Here is a 20690-nt window from a genome sequence, read left to right on the forward strand (position 1 = left end):
CATGCTGTTACACCATAGGTTTACTATAATAAACCAAGGTTTTGTATATTACATCTTCATAGTAGCACCCGGCTTCTTGATATGTCAATCGGAAATTATGCAGAATCGCGGCAGACTGCCCCCTTTCCCGTGAAATGACAAAACCCCGCATGCGCAGCCTTCTTGTGCGATCAGCGGGGAAAGTGAAAGGCTTATTTAATAATAACGGCATATACTTTGCCGGGGCCGTGAATTCCGATCGTCAGGTCGTTCTCGATATCCGCGCTTCGGCTCGGGCCGGTGATCAGATTGAGAGATGAAGCGTACTGCTCCGGCGACGATTTATCCCGGGTAATCCGCTCAAACGCTTCCCCCATCCGGTTCACCAGCTGGCCGGCGCGGAACACGGCAAACAAAATGTCCGTCAACAGGCTGACCGACCGGCCTCTCTGCGGAGAGCACTGAAGCACTAAGGTGCTTGTATTCGCTACGGCATAATCCGGCCATACGATCCCGAGCTGGCACCGCTCCGTACGCTTCAGCAGCTCGCTGCGCTTGGCCCAGTTAGATTCAGGCAGCTCCTCCACGCCCGCCTCAGGCTGAAATTCCAGCTCGCCCGAATTGACGGGCTCCACCCACGGTATAACCTCGATGCCTGCTTCCTTGAGCGCCTCATCCAATCCGAGCGCCTTCAGCTCCTCGTGTTCCCAACGGGAGACGTGCGTTACACCGAGCTCGGCAGCGATCTCCTTCAGCCATGCGCCGATCCGCTGCTTGGCCTCAGAAGCTTCCACAATGAGCACCTTGCCTGTCAAAGCCGTCCAATTCTCGGTAAACAGCGAGATTTTCTCTTCCACTGTGCGATCCAAGTCTTTATACCATTGCGGCGCGCCCCGAAAAGGATGAGCCGGAGCTGTACGAGGTACAGAGCTGCGTCCAAGCCGCGAAGACAAACTGCCGATAAATGCATCTCTGCCTTGGATTGTACCCTTAGTCATAGCGCTGCTCCTCCCCGTTTCGATTTGTCAAAGCGCCTGCACGTCCGGCACTTTCCCGCTTTAGCTCCTGCTGCAGCTCCCGCCACCGCTCGCGGAACGACTGCTTCGGCTTCATTGGAAAATGGCGTGACTGCGTCCAGCCCGCTGCCGGTCCGGGCGCTTTTTTGATCACGCCTTTGCTCACAAACGGCTTCATCAGATAATAGGCGGACTTCGTCGCCATCCGATACAGCTTGACGCTGCCAAACGTTGTCTGGAACGTCTTGAAAGCCACGCGTTCGGCCAGCGGCGTCAACCCAAGCCGCACCTTACGCGCCCGAAGCTGCACAAGCATGTCATGCAGCGGTATCTTCACCGGACACGCTTCATAGCATGCCCCGCATAAGCTGGAGGCGTAGGCCAGCTGCCCCGCTTCCTTCATGTCCTGCTGCAGCAGCGGTGTCAGTACGGCTCCGATCGGGCCGCTGTATACGCTTCCGTAAGTGTGTCCGCCCACGTGACGGTACACAGGACAAACATTCAGACATGCCGCGCAGCGGATGCAGTGCAGCACCTCTTGAAAAACCGGGTCTCCGAGCTGTGCCGACCGCCCGTTATCCAGTATGATCACATGAAGCTCCTCCGGTCCGTCAAGCTCCCCTTCGCGGCGCGGTCCCGTAATCATGGAGGTATACGTGGTCAGCTTCTGCCCCGTCGCACTCCTGGCAAGCAGGTTCAGCACGACCTCAAGGTCATCGTAGGTGGGCACCAGCCGCTCCATTCCCATGATTACGACATGGCATTCGGGGATCGTGCTCACCATCCGCCCGTTGCCTTCATTAGACACCAGCGTGATCGCACCCGATTCGGCTACGCCGAAATTGCAGCCAGTCATTCCGATATCCGCTTGGAGGAAATAGTCGCGGAGCCGCTGTTTGGCATACCGGGCGAGCACCTTGGTTTCCGGCAGGAACGATTCCCCCGCCTCTGCCGAGAACAGGTCGGCGATTTGCTGCTTGTTTTTGTGAATGGCCGGGATGATCAGATGGGAAGGCGTTTCTTTGGCCAGCTGCAAAATATATTCACCCAGGTCCGTCTCAATGGCTTCTATGCCCCGTTCTTCGAGGTGACGATTCAGATGAATTTCCTCCGACACCATGGATTTGCCCTTGGCGACCAGCTTGGCGCGGCGTTTTTCGGCAATGCCCATGAACGTTTGGACCGCCTCATCCCCGGTACGGCAGAAGTACACATGTCCGCCGGCCTTGGCAACATTGTCCGAGAATTGCGTCAGGTAGTAATCCAGGTTGTCCACAACGTGCTTTCGGATCTGCCGTCCGCGTTCCCGCCATTCCTCCCACTGGCCAAAATCATCCGTCGCCATTTTCTTGCCGGTCTTCAGCTTATCGGTTGTAAACGCTACCGCTTTGCGAAGAAAATCATCCGCCAGCGCTTCCTCCGTCCGCTGCTTCAGCCCTGTCCCGATCAGTTCCTTTTCATTTGCGACCTGCCGACTCACCCCGCTTCACCCCTTCCTCCAGCAGCTGCGCCAAATGCATGACGCGTACCGGCTTATTTTCTTTATTTAAACGGCCGCCGATATTCATCAGACAGCCCATATCCGTACCGACAAGCACGCTGGCGTTGGTCGAGCAGACGTTGGCCGCTTTCTCGCACACCATGGCCTCCGACATGTCCGCCATTTTAACCGCGAACGTGCCGCCGAAGCCGCAGCAGTCCTCTTTATACGGTAGATCGATCAGCTCCAGCCCTTTCACATGGGCCAGCAGCGTGCCGGGCTCCTCCCTGACGCCAAGAAGACGCATGGCATGACAGGACGGATGATAAGTGACTTTTTCCGGAAACTCCGCAGCCAAATCCTTTATCCCCAGCACATTGACCATAAATTGGGAAAACTCGTACGTTTTTTCAATCAGCCGTTCCGCTTTTGCCTTCCATTCCGGTTCGTTCTCAAACAATGACGGATAGTAATGATGCACCATTCCCGTACAGGAGCCCGACGGCGATACCACATAATCGCTGTGCTCGAATGCGCGAATCCAATTGCGCGCCACTTCACGGGCTTCATCTTGATAGCCGCTGTTGTATGCAGGCTGGCCGCAGCAGGTTTGCAGCTCCGGGAAATCCACCTCGCAGCCGTACCGGTGCAAAAGCCGGACGACGCTCTCGCCGACCTCCGGGTACAACTGATCGGCCAGGCAGGTAATAAATAAGGAAACTCTCATGGGAATCCATCCTTTTCATTATGAGTTCACTCACTTATCAGGTTATCAGATAAGTTACGTTTTGAAAAGGGGGTCGGGTCCATTTCGGGGCGTTCCTCCAATCTCGCTTCCATGCCGACGGCACTACTTTTTCAGAAATTTCAGCAGGATCTGCTCGACGTGGGCCAGATGGCGCCCCATTTGTTCTTGTGCCGCCGCCGCATTTTGGCCGCGAATGGCTTCATATACCGCTTGATGCTCCTGCCAAAGCCGTATGGATACCTGGCGGTTGGCGTACATCTCCAGCCTGCGGGTCTCACGGATCGCCGTCTGCATCTGGGACGAGATCGAATCGATCAGCCGGACCATGATTGAATTATGTGTGGCCTCGGACAAGATCAAGTGAAATTCGATGTCCGACCGTTCTCCTTCTTCCTCATCGCCGAGGTATGCCTCCATCCGCTTCAGCACCGCCTCAAATTTACGAAGATCCTCGTCCGTCCGCTTCTCGGCCGCCATACCTGCCCCGGCAATCTCCAGCGCCTTCCGCGCCTCGATCAGCTCCAGCACCGTCTCCTTGCTCATCAGCAGCGAATCGAACTCCGGCAGCCCCACATCCCGCGATTCGATACTTCGCACATAGCTGCCCTCGCCCTGATAAATCTCTACCAGCCCCATGGCCTTCAGGGCGCTGAGCGCTTCCCTGACAGTTGAGCGGCCTACCTGAAAGCGTTCGGACAGCTCTTTCGTTGAAGGGAGCTTCTCTCCGGGCTTCAATCCGCCAGACACAATCTGCTCCTTGATTTGCTCCGCTATGGCTTCATAGATTTTGTGCGTTCTGATCTTTTGGATTTCCAACCATGACTCCCCCTGTCTGTCGTTGCCTCCGATATTCATTATACCCGGATTCTCAAGGAGCACAACCAGACGGGATCGCGTCCCCGGGCCTTCCCATACCCAAACCGTCCATTCAACGCCGCCCGGCACCTTCCAAGCCCCCGGATTATCTATGTGCTAAAAATAAACCGCCGAACAACGCCCGGCGGCTTTCCTTTGGTTAAAACATCCGTGCAACCGCATCTTTTCCGATCATCCCCGGCACGATGCCGAGCTCCACCGCACCATAGGTTACAGATTCCAAGGGGGCTTCCAGCAGCTCCTCAATCGTCCTGACCCCCGTTGCCCGACCGGCGATAATCCCTCTTTCTTTCAGCCGCTCGTTCAATAGTCCGACGTCTAAGGCCCCGCACATGATATAGCCTCTATCCGTAGTCACGGCGAGCAGCGTTGTTTTGGGCAGCTTCACTTCGACCGCGAGAGCGATGCGTCCTCCCATATCAATCGGTTCCAATCGCATCATGATAAGCACTCCTCTTAATGACCTTGTGCTGTCAGTATATGTATGCTCTGCCCCATGCGTGCCATTGACGTTATGCATCTATAAGGTCCCTGCTGCTTTTCATGATAAAATAGTGGTATAGTATAATATACCTATTTCAATTAAGAGGAGACGCCTATGGAGAAAGTCAATCCGCGCAAGCGCAAATTTTTGTTCAACGTAGACATCATGATAGAGGATGAAACCAACGGGCGTGCCTTGGAAACACTGCTGCACTTGTTGAATACCAACGATGTCGAGGATTATCAAATCAAGCAAGGAGTGGAATTAGGTAAAAAAATCAAAAAGGCTCTGAATGAAACGGTGATCAAAAAAAGTACCGTGCGGGCAGAGTCGACGACATCTTCGCCCGAAGACAAGAGAGACGGCAAGGCCAATGAGCCTTCCCTTCAGGAGAACGATCCTCACAAGCTGATCTGGGAAAAAATGATGACGTTCCAGCAGAACAATACCCTGCTCCGGCTGTCCGTCGTCAAGGGCAAGGGCATCAAGCTCAGCATGCCCTGTCGGATCATCAGCGTAGACTCGGCAAGCGGGAACGTGACGGTCTATCATGTAGACGAGAAAAAAGTCTATCTGTTTAAAATCAACGAAATCGACGATTATGAAATTCACTAATGGGTAAGTACGAAGAATAGCCTTGAACTTCATTGCACAGATGACTCCGCAGGAATTCAAGCTCTTCTTCCGTTTCACCCCTTTCGGCGCTCACACGCAGACTCCGATGTGCTGTCATCGGCATCATGGACGGCTGCAATGTTCGCATCGCCGCCTTGGGTGACGCCCTTCCCCGACGAAGGAGATGCCGATCCGCAACTTATCGGTCGGCAGCCATTACGGCTGCTCCGAAAGCATAAAAAAACGCCCGGTGCACCGGACGATCTCTGTGTTGAATTATGATTCGGACGGGCTTTTCCAAGCCGCAAGCGCCAGAAACAGCCACCCCAACAAAAAGGCAATGCCCCCGATCGGAGTAATCGCTCCGAGTGCCGTAATGCCCGTTATACTCAAAACATAAAGACTTCCCGAGAACAAGATGATGCCGATCAGCATAAACCACCCTGCACGGCGCAGATGTCCGCCGGCCGGAAGAATCGATGCGCACAGTCCTATGGCGATCAGCCCCAGCGAATGCATCATTTGGTACTGCACGCCGGTCTGGTAGTTTGCCAGCATGTTCGGCGTCAACACCTCTTTCAATCCATGCGCACCGAACGCGCCGAACGCGACGGACAAAAGCGCGCAGATGCTGCCGATGGCGACAAACGTTCTGTTCATTCTCTGCTCACCCCCCCATCTCTTCGGACCCGCTTAAACCATCTGTCCGACATCATGCTGACCGATGATCAAAGTGACCGGTTCAAGAAAGACACGGGTAGACGTCGGTTGAGCGATCAAATCGAATTCGACATCAATCACCCTGAAGCGCTCCCGTCTGCCTTCTCTTTTATCATGTACCACTTCAAATTCTTTAAGTCCCAACGGATATGAAACCACGGTAGACCCTACGGACAGCATCGCCGCTTCATATTCTCCATGGTTGAACAAGACCTCAGACATGATCTCGTCATTCATATCTACAATTTTGACCATTTGGCAGATCATATACTTCATTGCCTTCCTCCTTCGGTTAAAGGGTACCGCCGTACGGCCGGCTTATGAATCCGTACCCCGAATACCTTTAGTGATTCAACACGGCATCCCTGCATTCCTCTTTTTTCAACAGGATTTGACATCATCATTTCGAGCTCAGCAAAAAAACGATCTCCGGCTTTCCGCTCGGGTGGCAAAACGAAGCATTCCGTCATAATATGCAACATCCAAGCCTTAGGAGATGAAAACGGTGAGCAAAAACAAAAATTTCAAAAAGAAAACCCCCCCATCCTCCATTGATAAAAACCGGTTCAATATGAAGGTTGTCACCTCAGATGTCTGCGCACGCTGTCTCAAATGCGAAAGAGGACGGCGCTACCTGCAAAAAATGTCGCTGCCCGGTGCTGTGGGTAAAGGCGTACCCTGTATACTGACCAAAGGCAAAGCTTACGGCTGACTCTCCGTTAACCGGTGGGCAAGTATCCGGCATTTCAGAAGGTCATGGCTTGGCAGCATTTGTTCAAGTCCGGCTGAAGTACTATAATAATAATGTTTGATACACGACCGGGAGTAAACTCCTTTACGCATTACGCTTTTTTGAAAGACGAAAAAGGGGATTATACCAATGGAAATCTATCACATCGAGGATGCGTCGCTTTTCCCTAACTCCGGGCCGGAGGAACGGAGAAAACGGATTCTTGTGATAACGGCCGTCGACGCCGAGAAGGATGCGATATGCCGGGGGCTGAAGGGGGACGGCCGATTTGACGTCCTGGCAGCAGGCGTTGGTCCGATAGCCGCCGCAGTCGGCACTGCGGCGGTCCTGGCGTCGGCCAAGTCCGATTATGACCTGGTGATTAGCGCCGGAATCGGCGGCGGGTTCCCGGGACGGGCTCCCATCGGCTCCCTGGTTGTCGCCGAGGAGATGGTCGCCGCCGATCTGGGAGCCGAGACCCCCGAGGGCTTCGTCAGTCTGGACAAGCTGGGGTTCGGTACAGCCCGCGTACACGCCCACGGCAGCCTGGTTGAACGGGTGACGGAGGCACTCCGGAATGCCGGGCTGCCGGTACATACGGGTCCGGTCCTGACGGTGTCGACGGTAACGGGTACGGCCGCTACCGCTGCAGCACTGTCCGCCCGGATCCCGGGTGCCGCTGCAGAAGGAATGGAAGGTTATGGCGTGGCTGCGGCCGCCGTCAAATTTGGCATACCCGTTTTGGAAATCCGCGCGATTTCCAACCCGGTTGGCCCAAGGGACCGTGACGCGTGGCGAATCGGGGACGCCCTGAATGCGTTAGAAGCAGCAAGTACAATCCTGAGGGAGGCTCAACTATGAAAATCGCCTTTTCACCTTGTCCCAACGATACTTTTGTTTTTCATGCCTGGGCGCATGGGCTGCTGCCCGGTGCGCCGAAGCTGGACGTGCAGTATGCAGACATCGATATCACCAATAACCTGGCGGCCAATGGCAGCGGGCCGGAAGTGCTTAAAATCTCCTATGCGGCTCTACCTTGGGCGATGTCCGAATATGCCCTCTTACCGTGCGGCGGCGCGCTCGGCAGAGGCTGCGGGCCGCTGGTGCTGACGAAGGACGGCACGAATGACCCTTCGATATTGTCCGGCCGGCGGATTGCGGTGCCAAGCGAACGCTCGACCGCCTATCTGCTGTTTCGGCTGTGGGCGGCCCAGCAAGTACCGGGAGGCGTGGGCGAGATTGTGGTGATGCCATTTCACGAAATCATGCCAGCGGTACGAGACGGCTCGATCGACGCCGGATTGGTTATCCACGAAGCGCGCTTCACCTACCCGTCGTACGGGCTTTCTCTTCTGGTCGACCTGGGAAACTGGTGGGAGGGTGATACCGGCTTTCCCATTCCGCTGGGTGCGATCATAGCCCATCGTTCTCTGGACCTTGATGCCATTGCCCGGTGGACCCGTGCGTCTGTCGAATATGCCTGGGCACATCCGGAAGCGTCACGGGATTACATCCTGAGTCACGCTCAGGAAATGGATCCCAAAGTCGCGCAAGCTCACATCGATTTATACGTTAACGAATTCACCGCGGACTTAGGCGAAGACGGATACGCCGCGGTTACGACTTTGCTCCGCAGGGCGTTTGAAGAAGGACTGATACCGGCGGTTGATTTTGCCGCTTTAAGAAACAAAAATCATTGAAACGTAAAAACCCTCCGGAACCATGCGATCTATGGTACGGAGGGTTTCTTTTGGTTGGGTTATAAGGGTTCTGTCCCCTTGAAGAAGGGGATTAAAAGATCAAGTATTTACGCAGATACTTTGGATTGGGTGCAGTATGGAATAATCTCATTGATATCTTCTACCGAGTCCAGCTCATAGAGCTTCTGAATGATAGCCTCTGTATTCTCGCTGTCCAGGATTCCTTTCACCAATTTTCTGAATTTGCTGCAGAGCATCTCGTCTGTCATCGGATTTTCAATACTGCCTGTAGCATGCTTCACCCGGTATTCAATCACATTCCCGTCTACTGTGGTGAGCTTCGCTGCACATTCGTCCTCTTCGAATGCTTCATTGACCACGGGTTTGATTTTATTTCTGAATTCGATCGTCCGCGGATCCAGCACTTTGGCATCCTGATACTGTTCTTCACTGGCATCGCCATCGAGAAAAGCAATAGCTCCTGTATGGTAGATACTGAATTTCCCTTCCAATCCGGTTTGCGGCTCAGGTTTTCCCGTCAACTCAAGCACGTATGGATTGACGGTAATTTCGATTTCTTTTACAAGAGCGGGATCGGCAACTTTTTTCCCCAAGGCAATGCACGCATCAATGGCCGGATGAAGAACGATACCGCAGGCATAAGGTTTAAATGCATTTTTAAGCGTTTCCCACTGGGTTCCCCAATTCACGTTGACCTTGTCGAGATCATGTTCCGGTGCCAATACATTGGCGAAGCCCCTTTTGGCTTCAAGAACTTGCTTGGAGCTGGTAAATCCTTTTTGTGCCAGCAATGCGGCAAGCAATCCGTTCTCGGCCGCTTTTCCGGGGTGGAAAGGCTTGGTCATCGTGCCGAACATTTCACGCAGCCCAAATGCTTGGGTTCCGGCTATACCTAAAGCATACAGCATTTGCTCTTCATTCAATTCCAGCAATATTCCTGCGGCAATGGCGGAGCCGAATACACCGGCCGTACTCGTAATATGCCATCCCAGATGATAATGACTTGGATAAACGGCATTGCTGATCCGCAGCTCCGCTTCTACTCCAAGAATAAAAGCACGCAGTACTTGTTTGCCGCTCAGGCCGTATTTTTCAGCCAGCGCAAAGCAAACAGGGGCCACGGGTCCGCTGGGATGATGGATCGTATCCAGATGGGTGTCATCATAATCGAAAATGTGAGAGCTCATGCCGTTAATCAAGCTGGAGAACAATATATCGGCCTTCTCTTTTCTCCCAAAAATAGACACCTGTTCGGTAGACTGTAGGTCTTCCTTCAAGCTCAACAGCATGTCTACCGAAGGATGATAAGCCGCACCGACGGCAACGCCCATCCAATTTAAAATACTTTTCTTTGCATGCTGAATGACTTCCTGCGGAATATCTTCCCACTTTGTATTTAGGCAATTGTGTACCAGCGTTTGTGTAATCATCTTGTTCTCTCCCTATTCATCCTATTTTTTATGAATTCCCCCTGCCAGTTAGGGGGCATCGTTATCTTCATTGCGGCGATCGAGTTGTTTTATGGCATTGGAATATGCATTCCGAATATGGAATTTGGCCGTCACCTCTGCCAATTCCGGGTCTCTGCTCTCAATGGCATTGAGTATCAGCCAATGCTCCTTCAGGTTTTCCACGGGTCTGCCGCTTTGCGAAAGAGACTTGGCCATAATAATGGTGATATGGGACTGCAGCGTTTGCAAGGCATGGATTAAATACACATTTTCGGAGCCTGATGCAATACCCATATGAAATTGGGCGTTAATTTTGGATAACAGGGCGATATTGCCTTGTTCCGCCGCCTGCTCGGCCTGCTCCAACAGCTTGTGAAGCCTTTGAATAGCGGATTGGTTGGGGTGCTGGGATAACAACCGGGCTCCCAAGCCTTCTAGCATTTCCCTGACTTCATACAGGTGGCGTATTTTTTCATGAGAGAAAGAGATGACCCTGACGCCTTTATGAGGCTCGTACTGTACCAGTCCCTCTTTTTCCAGTTTACGAAAAGCTTCGCGAATGGGCGTTCGGCTAACGCCGAGCAAATTGCCTAATTCACGCTCCGAAAGAATCTTATCCGAATGAAAATCCCCCCTTTTGATCGCATCAAAAATATACTCATATACTCCGTCTACTTTGGTGTTGAATTCCTCCGCCAATTGTACATCCCCCACTCAAATGTGTTGTTTCATTATTTTCTCATGTTTTTTCCATTTTTCAACCTGCTTGACGTTCTCATGAGAGAGGGAAGCCCGGATCGGGTTAAATTGTCGATTTTTGCAACGCTTAAGCCGCCTCGTCATTCACAATCACTTTTTTCCCTTTCATTTTCAGCACGATGGGAATCAGGATCCACAATGCGGCGATGGATAATAAAATCAGGGAGCCCGGTCTTTCTACAAAAATCATATAATTTCCATTGGTCGTAATCAGTGCCCGGCGCAAATTATTTTCAATCATGGGCCCCAACACCAGGCCCAGCACAATGGGTGCCAACGGAAAATCGTGCTGAGTGAAGAAATAACCGACAAGGCCGCAGACGATCAACAGCATAAGATCAAAAACAGATACCTGCACGGCGTACACGCCGAAAATCGAGATGGCTATAATCATGGGTATCAAATATTTGGGCGGCGTTTCGATAATTTTGGCAAATATCTTCACAAGCGGCATATTCAGGATCAGCAGCATGACATTCCCGATAAACATACTGGCGATGAGTCCCCAGGCGATGGTCGGATGCTCCTCAAACAACAAAGGACCCGGCTGCACGTTGTACATAATCAAGGCGCCCATGAGAATAGCCGTCGTTCCCGAGCCGGGAATGCCAAGGGTAAGGAGCGGGATCATCGCTCCCCCCGACGCTGCGTTGTTGGCGGATTCAGGTGCGGCAACCCCTTCAATGGCCCCCTGCCCGAACTTGCCCGGCGTTTTACTCACCTTCTTCTCTACGGAATAGGCGAAAAAGGAAGCTAACGTTGCACCGGCTCCGGGCAGCACCCCAATAATAAACCCCAATAACGATCCGCGGATAATGGGCATGGTGCTGACTTTAATGTCCTGCTTCGTTGGCATCACTTTTTGGATTTTGGCGACGGTCCCCGTATTGAAATCACCTTCGAGAATGGTTTTAAACACTTCACCGAGCGCGAATAAACCGACAGCGACCGTTAAAAATTCAAGCCCTTGAAATAATGCGGGGTTATTAAAGGTAAAACGGGCAACGCCTGAAACGGTATCTAATCCAATCGTGCTCAGCAGCAGCCCGAAAACCGTCATCATCAACGCTTTGGTCATCGATTTTCCGGCCAGCCCGCTCACCGCGCATAAACCGAGGATCATCAAGGCGACATATTCTGCCGGACCGAAACGAATCGCCAGTTTGGATAAAGGAGCCGCCAGAAAGATCAACGCCACCAGGGCGACGATCCCGGCCACGAAGGATCCGATGGCCGAAATCGCCAAGGCCGCTCCTGCCCTCCCCTGCTTGGCCATTTGGTGCCCGTCTAACGTCGTAACGACTGAAGAGGATTCACCCGGCGTATTAAGCAGAATGGAAGTGGTAGACCCGCCGTACATCGCTCCGTAATAAACCCCTGCAAGCAAAATAATGGAGCTGGCGGCGGCCTCGTCCGGACCCAGTCCGCCTGTAACCGAAGCCGTCACCGGAATTAACAGGGCGATCCCGCTCATCGGACCGATTCCCGGCAGTACGCCTACCGCTGTGCCGATCAGCACCCCGAAAAAGGCGAAGAGCAAGTTATGCCATTGAAAGGCGATGCCGAAGCCTGTAAATAAAAACTGTAATGTGTCCATATTTTATCCCCTTTAAATTCCCATCCATGATGGTAATCCAGGTAAGGTACCTTCAAGAACTTCGACATACAGATAATACAATCCGAAGGAAAAGAAGAATGAAATCAGAACGGACCGGAACCACTTTCCTCTTTCCATCGTCTGGAAACCGATCAGAAGAAAAATAAATGTACAAATCACATAGCCGAGAACTTCAAGAAGCAGCACGTATAAGATGGTGGCGGCCAGGATGATGCCGAATCGTTTATAATCCAATGCGGCGGCCTTTTTCTTGCTCTCGCCCTTATATTGAAAGGTCTCATATAACAGCCGGAAACTTAACAGTACGAGAACAAATCCAAGCCCGAAGGGGAAAACGTTGGGCCCTACGCTTGTGTCAATCGAGCTTTGGGCCGCCAATTGACTGCTTTTGTACATGAAAACAGCTCCGATGGCCAGAAAAACCAGACTTGCATATCGATCCACTGTTTTATTCATGTTCGCTCTCCCTTTTAATCACTTGCTCAATTTTCCGAGCCATTCTTTCGTCAAGGCGTCTTGCTTTTTCACATACTCGGTAAATTGCTTGTGATCCATTGTTCCGTCCACCATTTGCGAGTTTTTCATATAGTTCTTAAATCCTTCCGTTTGCATCGCTTTCCCGAAAGCATCGTTCAGTTTTGCCAGGACTTCCTCCGGGATCCCGGCAGCCGCATAAATTCCTCTGAATTGTGCCCAAGAGGTATCCACTTCATATCCGGCTTCTTTATAGGTCGGAACATCGGGCCATTCTTCCAAACGCTTATCCGACATGACGCCCAGCACTCTTAAATGACCGCTCTTGACATATTGGGAAACTTGAGCGGGATTGGAATTGGCTACATCAATATTATTGCCCAACAGAACTGTAACCGCTTCACCGGTGCTTTCATAAGGCACCCAGTTGGCTTCCACACCCGCTTTTTCGGCAAAAATGTTCCATGCTACATTGTGGCCCGAGCCGATTGCGCCATACCCGCCGACATTAAGGGTTTTGGGTTTTTCCTTCATGGCTTTTACCAGATCCTGCAGCGTTTTGTAAGGGCTGTCCGCGCGAACAGCAATCACATACGGGTCGATTTGCACCCCGGATACGTAAGTATAGCTGTCTACGTTAAACTGGTCTTTCAAATTGCTGTTCCACATTCCGATTTGAGAAGGGGTCAATGTTCCAAGCGTATACCCGTCCGGCTTGGCTTTAGCTAATTCCGCCATCTGGGAAGCTCCGCTTCCACCGGGTTGATTTTCAATGAGTATGGGTTTGCCCAAAAACGGCTCCGCTGCTTTGGCCAATTCGCGAGCCATCGTATCTGTGGGACCTCCCGCCTTCGTATGAACCACAATCGTAACGGATTTCGTCGGGAAGTCTAATGTTTTTTTCTCTGCCGCCGCAGGACTTGCCCCCTGACCCTGCCCTTCTGTGGCCATTGTTCCGCAACCTGTGAGCAGCTGTAGCCCGAGCACGGAAGCCAAAAGCAGTGATGCCGATGTTTTGTTCATCATTTTTAAAATCCTCCCTTTTTTTAAAAAAATCGCACAAACCGTCGAACCCCTCTTACCGGTATACCACTTTAGTTAAATGGTATACCAATTGATGCTAATTATTGCGCAAAAGCTCGTTTTTAGTCAAAATCAAAATATCCTTATTTTTTTAAATAAAATACTTAATTATCTCTTATTTTCTTTCATTTTCACTATTTAATATATATTCTTAAAACGCTTACATTTTAAATTAGTGGTATACCGTTTAGTTGTGGTTTAATTGAACTGAAGCCAAACAAAACACAAGATTCTTGCATCTATGAACCATTTCGCCGCGCGTCTGCAGACAAACAGTATCACGCGATATGGTTTTTGTACTTTTATACCCGGCCAAAATAGTCCGATCCTGTTCCCGTTTTGCCGTCCGCCTTCTAAAATTCTCCGCCCGCTCCGAAAATCTGTTACAATGAATGTATCATCTATTCGAAGGAGCGTTTATCACGATGATATATATCATTTACGATTTGGAATTTACAGTCGTGCGGAAGCAGCAGCATTTGGCGGAGATTATCGAGATCGGCGCCGTGAAAGTGGCCGAGGTAAACGGAAGCTTGCAGATTGCAGACAAATTTCAAACGTTCGTCAGGCCGTCCGGGAATCCGGTGCTAACCAGGCATACGACGGAGTTTACCGGCATCCGGCAGGAAGATATGGCGGGGGCGCCCGACTTTCGCGAAGCTGTCGAGCTGTGGACCCAATGGATCGGGAATGAAGACTACTATTTGTGTGCGTGGGGGTCCGATGATAAGTATCAATTGATCCGCCACTGCCGCGAAGTGAAGCTGGATCCGGACTGGATCAAAAACCACAACAATCTGCAGCGGCAGTACTCCAAAAAAGCCGGCGGCGAGGTGTATCAGCAGATCGGCCTGAAGCGGGCCTTGGAAATGGAGGGGATCGCTTTCGAGGGCAGTCATCATCGGGCCCTGGACGATGCGTACAACACCGCCTTGGTATTCGTCAAACGTTTTGAAGATTTCGAGCTGCAGACCAACGCGCCTGAGGATGATTATACATACTCCAGCGAGGTGGTTTATTCTTCAGGCGAAGAAGAGGCCAGCTCTCCTTTTCAAGCGCTTGCCAAGCTGCTGCGGCCGGACGCTTCCTGACGGTGCAGATACAATGATGACAGCCTGCAGCTCATCCGGGACCTTCATGAAGAAGGTCCCTTTCCTTCGCCGGCCGATCAGCCGAAAAAAACTTGTTAAAACAACCTTTTTATTCTATAGTATTTTTTGTATCTGTCTTAAGCCAACGGGAAAAGGAGGATGGCCAGACACAGAACCGGTTAGCCTGTTCTACGCAAAAAGATGAGCCCAGCATCTCCCGGTTAATCGATAACATGATCAAGAGAAACCTGGTGAAACGGCTGCCCCATGGTACGGACAGGCGTACAAATCTGATCTATTTGTAGAAAGAAGGATATTTCATGAGCACCGCTTCACCCGTCAATCAAACGCAGGCCGGAGAAAAACTGCTTCGCGTTATGTTTTTTACGCTGATTCTATCCGTTATGAACGCAACGATGTTCAACGTCGCACTGCCTTCGATCAGCGAAGAATTTCATCTCTCGCCATCCCAGGTCAGCTGGATCGTAACGGGATATATCATCGTCTATGCCATCGGTTCGGTCACCTACGGCAAACTGGCCGATACGTACCGGCTGAAGGATCTGCTCACGTTCGGACTGTTCTTTTTCGCTCTGGGATCGATCGTTGGTCTGATGGCAACGGAGTTCTGGATGGTCATCACCGGGCGAATTCTGCAATCGATGGGGGCTTCCGTTATTCCGGCAACCGGAATGCTGATTCCCGTACGTTATTTCTCTCCCGAAAAGCGGGGGAGAGCGCTTGGAACCACCACGGCAGGTCTCGCGCTGGGTACGGCTATCGGTCCGATTGTCGCCGGCTTCGTGACCAGCTTGGCCAGCTGGCGCTTTCTTTTTTGCCTTTCCCTGCTCGTTTTGCTGACGCTGCCGTTTTTCCGCAAATATTTGGACGACGCCAAAGGGCACGCTAAGAAAACCGATCTCCTCGGGGGAGGATTGATGGCCGGGACGATTGCCTTCTTGCTCCTGGCTGTGACCAACGGAACGTGGACGCCGATGTTCATTGGAGCGATCCTGCTGGTTCTGTTTATTTGGCGAATCCGAAGCGTCGATCATCCGTTCATCCAGCCCGCTTTGTTTCGTAACAAACAGTACACCTACGGCATTCTTATTGCTTTTCTCTCCACCGGACTCAGCTTCGGAATTCCGTTTATCACTCCTCTTATGCTGTCAAACCTGAATCATTTGGCGCCGGCAGTCATCGGATTCATCATGTTTCCCGGAGCTCTGACGGCATCGCTGCTCGGTAAAACGGGCGGAAAAATTGCAGACGGAAAAGGCAATGCCCAACTAATCTATACTGCGGTCATCCTGCTGTTTATTTCTTTCAGCTCGTTGTCTCTTGTCGCCGGACTATCGCCGTTGATTGTCATGATCTTCCTTGTATTCGGCAATGTGGGACAAACGTTCATGCAGATCGCCATGTCCAACCTGGTTTCCCGGACCCTGCCGAAAGAACAGGCCGGAGTAGGCATGGGCCTGCTTATGATGATGAATTTCATTTCCGGAGCCACAGCGACGACAATCATCAGTAAAATGCTGGACTTCGGCACTTCTTCACTGCAATTCAATCCGTTTCTTCTGTATAGACCGGCATTGATCTACAGCAACATATTTGCCGTTTTGGCATTCATGGTGATCGTCGTGTGCACCATCTTTTATTTCCGGCTGGGCCGTGGTGTCAAAAGAACAATCTGAAGCGGCTTTTTCGTTCCATTTTTCAAACCATCATACAAAAAAGGGCCGCATCATTGTACCGTTTTTCATACAAAGATAACGCATTGGCCCGGATGGAATGAAAAAATACGCATACTGTCCGTCTCACATATCCCCCGGTCACTTGAATATATTTAGTAACAAGCACTTATTTTAAAGTCTTGATTCACTATCGTCTGGTACCGTTCGTGCTTTTGAATACGGATTTCCATTATAAAAAGCCTTCAGGAGGTGTTCCGTATGACTAAACCTTTATTTACCGTATCCCGTGAAGACTGGTCGCTGCACCGCAAAGGGTATCAAGACCAGACCCGACATCAAGAAAAAGTACGTGAAGCGATCAAGCAAAACCTGCCTGACCTGGTGACGGACGAAAGTATTGTGATGTCGGACGGCAAGCAGATTGTGAAGGTGCCTATACGAAGTCTGGATGAATACCGTTTTCGCTATAACTACAACAAGAGCAAGCATGTCGGTCAAGGGGACGGTGACAGTCAGGTTGGCGACGTGCTGGGGGTTGATCCCCAGCCTGCTTCAGGCTCGGGCAAAGGCGAGGGCGCCGGTGATCAACCCGGAGAAGATTATTACGATGCGGAGGTTCAAATGGAAGAGCTGCAGTCCATGCTGTTTGAAGAGCTGGAGCTTCCTAACCTGCAGCAGAAAGAAAAACATAATGTGACGACGAAAGAGATTATATTTAACGACATCCGCAAGAAGGGAATTATGTCCAACATCGATAAGAAGCGGACGATTCTGGAAAATCTGCGCCGAAACGCACGCGGGGGCGACCCGGGGATTCACCATATCAGTCCTGACGATCTTCGGTTCAAAACGTGGGAGGAAATCGTTACGCCGCACTCCAATGCGCTTATCCTGGCTATGATGGATACATCCGGATCCATGGGAGTGGCAAAACGAACCAAAGTCTGCTTAGGCCAAGGCCCAAGGCAGACTTTTTTTCATCGAAATTATAATACTCCCTTTAACGGAATGGAAATGGAAAATTCCGTTATGCCATTCTCGCTTTTCAGTTGAATGGACCCATGATAGCGTTCCACCAGCTGCCGCACGATATGAAGCCCCAGGCCGGAGTTTTTCCCATTCTGTTTTGACGTAAAGCCCGGCTGAAACATCTTTCCCTGAATATCCGGGGCGATCGGATTCCCCCTATTCATCACCTTGAGCTGCAGCTGATGGTGGACGACCTCGCCTTCCACCCGGATAAACCTGTTTTCCGGATTCAGCTCCATGGACGCGTCGAACGCATTATCGATTAAATTGCTTAACAGCCTGACAATATCCGTCGCCTTCACCGGGCTCAGCTTTACTTTTTCCATCTGGCTAAAGGCATACTCAAAACGAATTTGCTTGCTCTCGGCTTGCGTGAGTTTGGCCTGAAACAAGGCGATGAGCGGCGGGTTGTTGATATTCACCAGATCATTGACTACCCGTATTTCGTCTACCAGCGTCTTCGTATAGGAATGTAATTCCTCGTACTGCTTTAATGTCAGAAAAGCATTGATCGTTTGAATATGATTGATAAAATCGTGCCGCTGTTCCCTGATCGATTGAAACAAAGTTTCGATATCGCCGGCATAGGCGTCCTGTACATCCTGTACGGCAAGTTCTTTATTGCGGTTGTACAATATAAAAATGGAAGCAATAATAGCCAGAGAAATGCCGATGCAGATCAACATAAATAACAAAGTGTTGCTGAATTGTTTCTGCAACAGCTGCTGAATCTCCGTATAGTCATACGAGATTTCAATTAAAGGGGGCGTCCCGGCAGCATTGTATTTTATATAATCCCCATGGATCGGAGTTAAGCTTTTGAACACCTGCTTCCCTTCGGATATCGTGGTATAAAACACGGTATTCTTGGTCTCAAGCGCCTTTTGGCCAAACTCCTTGTCATCGGGTGACTTGTACCGGTATTTTCCAAACAAAACAAGCCGTTCTGAATACCAATTGCTTGGAGTAGGGTTCAGACCGAGATGCTGGCGGTTCATCAATTTATCCGAATTCAGTACCGATATGTCCAGTCCGATATGTTCATTTTCTTTCGTCAGCCTGCGAATGGCATCTTCAATGCCGGTTAAGCTTTGATATGTGCGGAAGTCGGTATTATGTACAAAAGGATTAATGATATAATTCGTCGTTCCATCATAGTAATAGCCCCATTTGTTCACGCTCTCCGGGTTGGAGGTCGCCGTGTCGAAGGGAGAGCTCCAGTAATGAGGCAATGCCTGTCCCATGCCGACATCCACATCCTGAAGATCGAACAATTGATGGAATACTTTGTAGATCGTATCCCAGCCCTTGGAGCTTACATTCAAATCTTTAGGGTCTGAAGACCTCACACCTACGATATCGTCCGCTGTCCGTTGGAATAAGGTAATATGATTAACGCCAAGCTGCCGGCTCAACTCAACAAGCTCTTGATTATCTATGTTGCCAATATCGGGATCAAGCTTGAATTTGGCGGCTATCGCTGCAGTACGGAGGTTTTGCCCGATGAGATCCTCTACAAACTTCTCACCGGTCGCCGATTGTTCGAGGCTCATCCGAACGCTGTTGTAAAGCAGCAGCATTCGATCCATTTGATTTTGGATGATGATGTCTTTCATGTGCTGGTAATATATGAAACTCAATGTCATCAACACAAGGATAAAAACAAGGGACGTTTTGAGAGGTATTTTCTTTAATAATACCATGCGGCCACCTCTGTTCGATATGATAAACCATGTTCTAAATATAATTATAGCCGATGTTGTATGAATTTGTCGAAGCCGGACGATCAAGCGGATGGTTGCGGCCTGCCGCTTCGATTCCTTGGGGAGCGTTTAAGAAAAACCATGAAAAAGAGGCCCTCCCGTAAGTAGTATGAGCTACTTATGGGACAGCCCCAAATCCATCGATAGGAGACCAGATAAAACCAGGATGCCGCGAACGGTTAACAATGAGGGCAGCCCATAAAACAACGGCTTTGGCTGCCAAGAAGTTACTTATTCCTGGTCTTCTTCCGCGCGGCGCTGCTTCACAACACCCTTCAAGTCATCCTGCGCGCTCCGCTCCCAGAGGGGCACGCCTGTCCGATAAGCCGCCCGTCCGATCAGATGTCCGGCAACCGGCGCGGTGATGAACACGAAGACGATACCTAACAGGAGCCTCGCACTAGTGTACCCTTCAAAAATAATAAAGTACAAAAACGCACCAAATAAAATGCTGAGCACGCCGAGCGTTGCGCTCTTCGTGGCTGCGTGCGAACGCAGGTAGACGTCGGGGAGTCGGATAAGCCCAAAGGCACTGATCGCGCTAAGGAGAGCGCCAAGGAGCACCAGGATTCCGATCAGCGGTTCACCGATCGTTAGAATGATCTCTTTCATGCTCAATGACCACACCCCTTTCTATATATTTCGAGAATGCGATCGTTCCCAAAAAAGCCAGGATTCCGATCAGCAGTATAATTTCAAGATAGGCTTGCGTTCGCAGCATAATCGACAGGATGGCTACAATGGCAATCAGCTGTATGCCGACCGAATCCAGAGCAATAATCCGATCCGGCATAGACGGTCCCTTCAGCACACGGTACATGCATCCCAGAATCGAAAGTGACAGAATGATCAACGCGACAAACAACATCTCAGACAGCATTATCTCGTCACCTCCATGATGGCCTTCTCGAATGTTCCTTTGATTTGCTCCGCCAACAGCTCGGCATCATGAATATCCATGGCGTGAATATACAGGGTGCGTGGGTCCGGAGAAACCTCTAATGTCAGCGTTCCTGGTGTGAGAGTAATTAAACAAGCGAGCAATGTAATTTCCCAATCGGAATCGAGCTCGGTCTGGAATGCGAAAATGCCCGGCCTTATATCGAGCTTCGGTCGAAGAATTTGTCGGATAACCGTCACATTGGAGAGCACTAATTCCTTCAGGAACAACACCAGCAGCTTCCATATCGCCCACAATCTCCGCATATAAAAATCATCATAAAAAAAACGTCTTAACGCATAAACAAAGGCAAGACCCAATAAATAACCCATGAAAAAATTGGAGAAATCCCATGCGTTGTTGAGAAACATCCAGACAAAAGCGATGATTAAATTCAATATGATTTGAAATGCCAT

The 20690-nt window shown here is 50.7% G+C and carries 24 protein-coding genes; 8 read left to right on the top strand and 16 right to left on the bottom strand.

Annotation, left to right across the window (positions count from 1 at the left end):
• Positions 1–191 precede the first annotated feature (191 nt).
• The 5 genes from EXW96_RS15890 to EXW96_RS15910 all read right to left on the bottom strand — a co-directional run bounded on the left by EXW96_RS15890 (position 192) and on the right by EXW96_RS15910 (position 4541).
• Complete coding sequence (locus tag EXW96_RS15890) at positions 192–977, bottom strand: LutC/YkgG family protein (protein WP_074727267.1); 786 nt, start codon at positions 975–977, stop codon at positions 192–194.
• Positions 970–2475, bottom strand: a complete 1506-nt coding sequence (locus EXW96_RS15895; RefSeq protein ID WP_074727268.1) for a LutB/LldF family L-lactate oxidation iron-sulfur protein — start codon at positions 2473–2475, stop codon at positions 970–972. The genes EXW96_RS15890 and EXW96_RS15895 overlap by 8 nt, the downstream gene beginning before the upstream one ends.
• A complete protein-coding gene (locus tag EXW96_RS15900) occupies positions 2453–3202 on the bottom strand; it encodes a (Fe-S)-binding protein (protein ID WP_062406886.1) in 750 nt (249 codons plus the stop codon). The genes EXW96_RS15895 and EXW96_RS15900 overlap by 23 nt, the downstream gene beginning before the upstream one ends.
• A gap of 123 nt (positions 3203–3325) precedes the next feature.
• Complete coding sequence (locus EXW96_RS15905) at positions 3326–4039, bottom strand: FadR/GntR family transcriptional regulator (RefSeq protein WP_074727342.1); 714 nt, start codon at positions 4037–4039, stop codon at positions 3326–3328.
• Between the two features lie 199 nt (positions 4040–4238).
• Positions 4239–4541 (bottom strand): YunC family protein, encoded by a 303-nt coding sequence (locus EXW96_RS15910; protein WP_054817153.1) that lies wholly within the window; start codon positions 4539–4541, stop codon positions 4239–4241.
• Positions 4542–4697: 156 nt separating this feature from the next.
• Here EXW96_RS15910 and EXW96_RS15915 point away from each other — a divergent pair, with 156 nt between their 5' ends.
• Positions 4698–5198 (top strand): hypothetical protein, encoded by a 501-nt coding sequence (locus tag EXW96_RS15915; protein WP_083351207.1) that lies wholly within the window; start codon positions 4698–4700, stop codon positions 5196–5198.
• 276 nt (positions 5199–5474) lie between these two features.
• Here EXW96_RS15915 and EXW96_RS15920 read toward each other — a convergent pair whose 3' ends face one another.
• Positions 5475–5858: a DUF423 domain-containing protein gene (locus EXW96_RS15920; protein ID WP_074727269.1), complete on the bottom strand. Its 384-nt coding sequence runs from the start codon at positions 5856–5858 to the stop codon at positions 5475–5477.
• Between the two features lie 33 nt (positions 5859–5891).
• Positions 5892–6194 carry a hypothetical protein gene (locus EXW96_RS15925; protein WP_054817150.1) on the bottom strand — a complete coding sequence of 101 codons (303 nt, stop codon included), beginning with the start codon at positions 6192–6194 and terminating at the stop codon, positions 5892–5894.
• 220 nt (positions 6195–6414) lie between these two features.
• On the opposite strand from EXW96_RS15925, the gene EXW96_RS15930 reads away from it, so the two are divergent.
• The 3 genes from EXW96_RS15930 to EXW96_RS15940 all read left to right on the top strand — a co-directional run bounded on the left by EXW96_RS15930 (position 6415) and on the right by EXW96_RS15940 (position 8348).
• Complete coding sequence (locus tag EXW96_RS15930) at positions 6415–6630, top strand: hypothetical protein (protein WP_054817149.1); 216 nt, start codon at positions 6415–6417, stop codon at positions 6628–6630.
• 168 nt (positions 6631–6798) lie between these two features.
• On the top strand, positions 6799–7509 hold the full coding sequence (locus EXW96_RS15935) for a futalosine hydrolase (protein WP_074727270.1): 711 nt from the start codon (positions 6799–6801) through the stop codon (positions 7507–7509).
• The gene (locus EXW96_RS15940; RefSeq protein WP_074727271.1) at positions 7506–8348 is read left to right on the top strand and encodes a 1,4-dihydroxy-6-naphtoate synthase; all 843 of its coding nucleotides are present in this window, start codon (positions 7506–7508) and stop codon (positions 8346–8348) included. The genes EXW96_RS15935 and EXW96_RS15940 overlap by 4 nt, the downstream gene beginning before the upstream one ends.
• Positions 8349–8455: 107 nt before the next feature.
• On the opposite strand, the gene EXW96_RS15945 is transcribed toward EXW96_RS15940, so the two are convergent.
• The 5 genes from EXW96_RS15945 to EXW96_RS15965 all read right to left on the bottom strand — a co-directional run bounded on the left by EXW96_RS15945 (position 8456) and on the right by EXW96_RS15965 (position 13697).
• A complete protein-coding gene (locus EXW96_RS15945) occupies positions 8456–9799 on the bottom strand; it encodes an MmgE/PrpD family protein (RefSeq protein WP_074727272.1) in 1344 nt (447 codons plus the stop codon).
• A gap of 48 nt (positions 9800–9847) precedes the next feature.
• Positions 9848–10519 carry a GntR family transcriptional regulator gene (locus EXW96_RS15950; protein ID WP_062406872.1) on the bottom strand — a complete coding sequence of 224 codons (672 nt, stop codon included), beginning with the start codon at positions 10517–10519 and terminating at the stop codon, positions 9848–9850.
• 127 nt (positions 10520–10646) lie between these two features.
• Positions 10647–12176, bottom strand: coding sequence for a tripartite tricarboxylate transporter permease (locus EXW96_RS15955; RefSeq protein ID WP_062406870.1), 1530 nt, complete (start codon positions 12174–12176; stop codon positions 10647–10649).
• A 12-nt stretch (positions 12177–12188) separates the two neighbouring features.
• Positions 12189–12653: a tripartite tricarboxylate transporter TctB family protein gene (locus tag EXW96_RS15960; RefSeq protein WP_074727273.1), complete on the bottom strand. Its 465-nt coding sequence runs from the start codon at positions 12651–12653 to the stop codon at positions 12189–12191.
• 18 nt (positions 12654–12671) lie between these two features.
• Positions 12672–13697 (bottom strand): tripartite tricarboxylate transporter substrate binding protein, encoded by a 1026-nt coding sequence (locus tag EXW96_RS15965; protein WP_074727274.1) that lies wholly within the window; start codon positions 13695–13697, stop codon positions 12672–12674.
• Between the two features lie 482 nt (positions 13698–14179).
• Between EXW96_RS15965 and EXW96_RS15970 the strand changes: the two genes are divergently transcribed.
• The 4 genes from EXW96_RS15970 to EXW96_RS15985 all read left to right on the top strand — a co-directional run bounded on the left by EXW96_RS15970 (position 14180) and on the right by EXW96_RS15985 (position 17595).
• Positions 14180–14845: a 3'-5' exonuclease gene (locus EXW96_RS15970; protein WP_054817143.1), complete on the top strand. Its 666-nt coding sequence runs from the start codon at positions 14180–14182 to the stop codon at positions 14843–14845.
• Between the two features lie 92 nt (positions 14846–14937).
• Positions 14938–15150, top strand: a complete 213-nt coding sequence (locus EXW96_RS15975) for a MarR family winged helix-turn-helix transcriptional regulator (protein ID WP_074727275.1) — start codon at positions 14938–14940, stop codon at positions 15148–15150.
• Between the two features lie 15 nt (positions 15151–15165).
• Complete coding sequence (locus EXW96_RS15980) at positions 15166–16542, top strand: MFS transporter (RefSeq protein ID WP_074727276.1); 1377 nt, start codon at positions 15166–15168, stop codon at positions 16540–16542.
• Between the two features lie 258 nt (positions 16543–16800).
• On the top strand, positions 16801–17595 hold the full coding sequence (locus EXW96_RS15985; protein WP_302621125.1) for a DUF444 family protein: 795 nt from the start codon (positions 16801–16803) through the stop codon (positions 17593–17595).
• Here EXW96_RS15985 and EXW96_RS15990 read toward each other — a convergent pair.
• The 4 genes from EXW96_RS15990 to EXW96_RS16005 all read right to left on the bottom strand — a co-directional run bounded on the left by EXW96_RS15990 (position 17529) and on the right by EXW96_RS16005 (position 20690).
• Positions 17529–19274 carry a sensor histidine kinase gene (locus EXW96_RS15990; protein WP_074727277.1) on the bottom strand — a complete coding sequence of 582 codons (1746 nt, stop codon included), beginning with the start codon at positions 19272–19274 and terminating at the stop codon, positions 17529–17531. The two genes, EXW96_RS15985 and EXW96_RS15990, sit on opposite strands and share 67 nt — an antisense overlap.
• Positions 19275–19565: 291 nt before the next feature.
• Positions 19566–19946 carry a monovalent cation/H(+) antiporter subunit G gene (gene mnhG, locus EXW96_RS15995; RefSeq protein ID WP_074727278.1) on the bottom strand — a complete coding sequence of 127 codons (381 nt, stop codon included), beginning with the start codon at positions 19944–19946 and terminating at the stop codon, positions 19566–19568.
• A complete protein-coding gene (locus EXW96_RS16000) occupies positions 19918–20214 on the bottom strand; it encodes a Na(+)/H(+) antiporter subunit F1 (protein ID WP_074727279.1) in 297 nt (98 codons plus the stop codon). Before EXW96_RS16000 ends, mnhG begins: the two co-directional genes overlap by 29 nt.
• Positions 20214–20690, bottom strand: a complete 477-nt coding sequence (locus EXW96_RS16005) for a Na+/H+ antiporter subunit E (protein ID WP_074727280.1) — start codon at positions 20688–20690, stop codon at positions 20214–20216. The genes EXW96_RS16000 and EXW96_RS16005 overlap by 1 nt, the downstream gene beginning before the upstream one ends.

Source organism: Paenibacillus sp. JMULE4, from assembly GCF_013337105.1.
Lineage (GTDB): Bacteria > Bacillota > Bacilli > Paenibacillales > NBRC-103111 > Paenibacillus_G > Paenibacillus_G naphthalenovorans.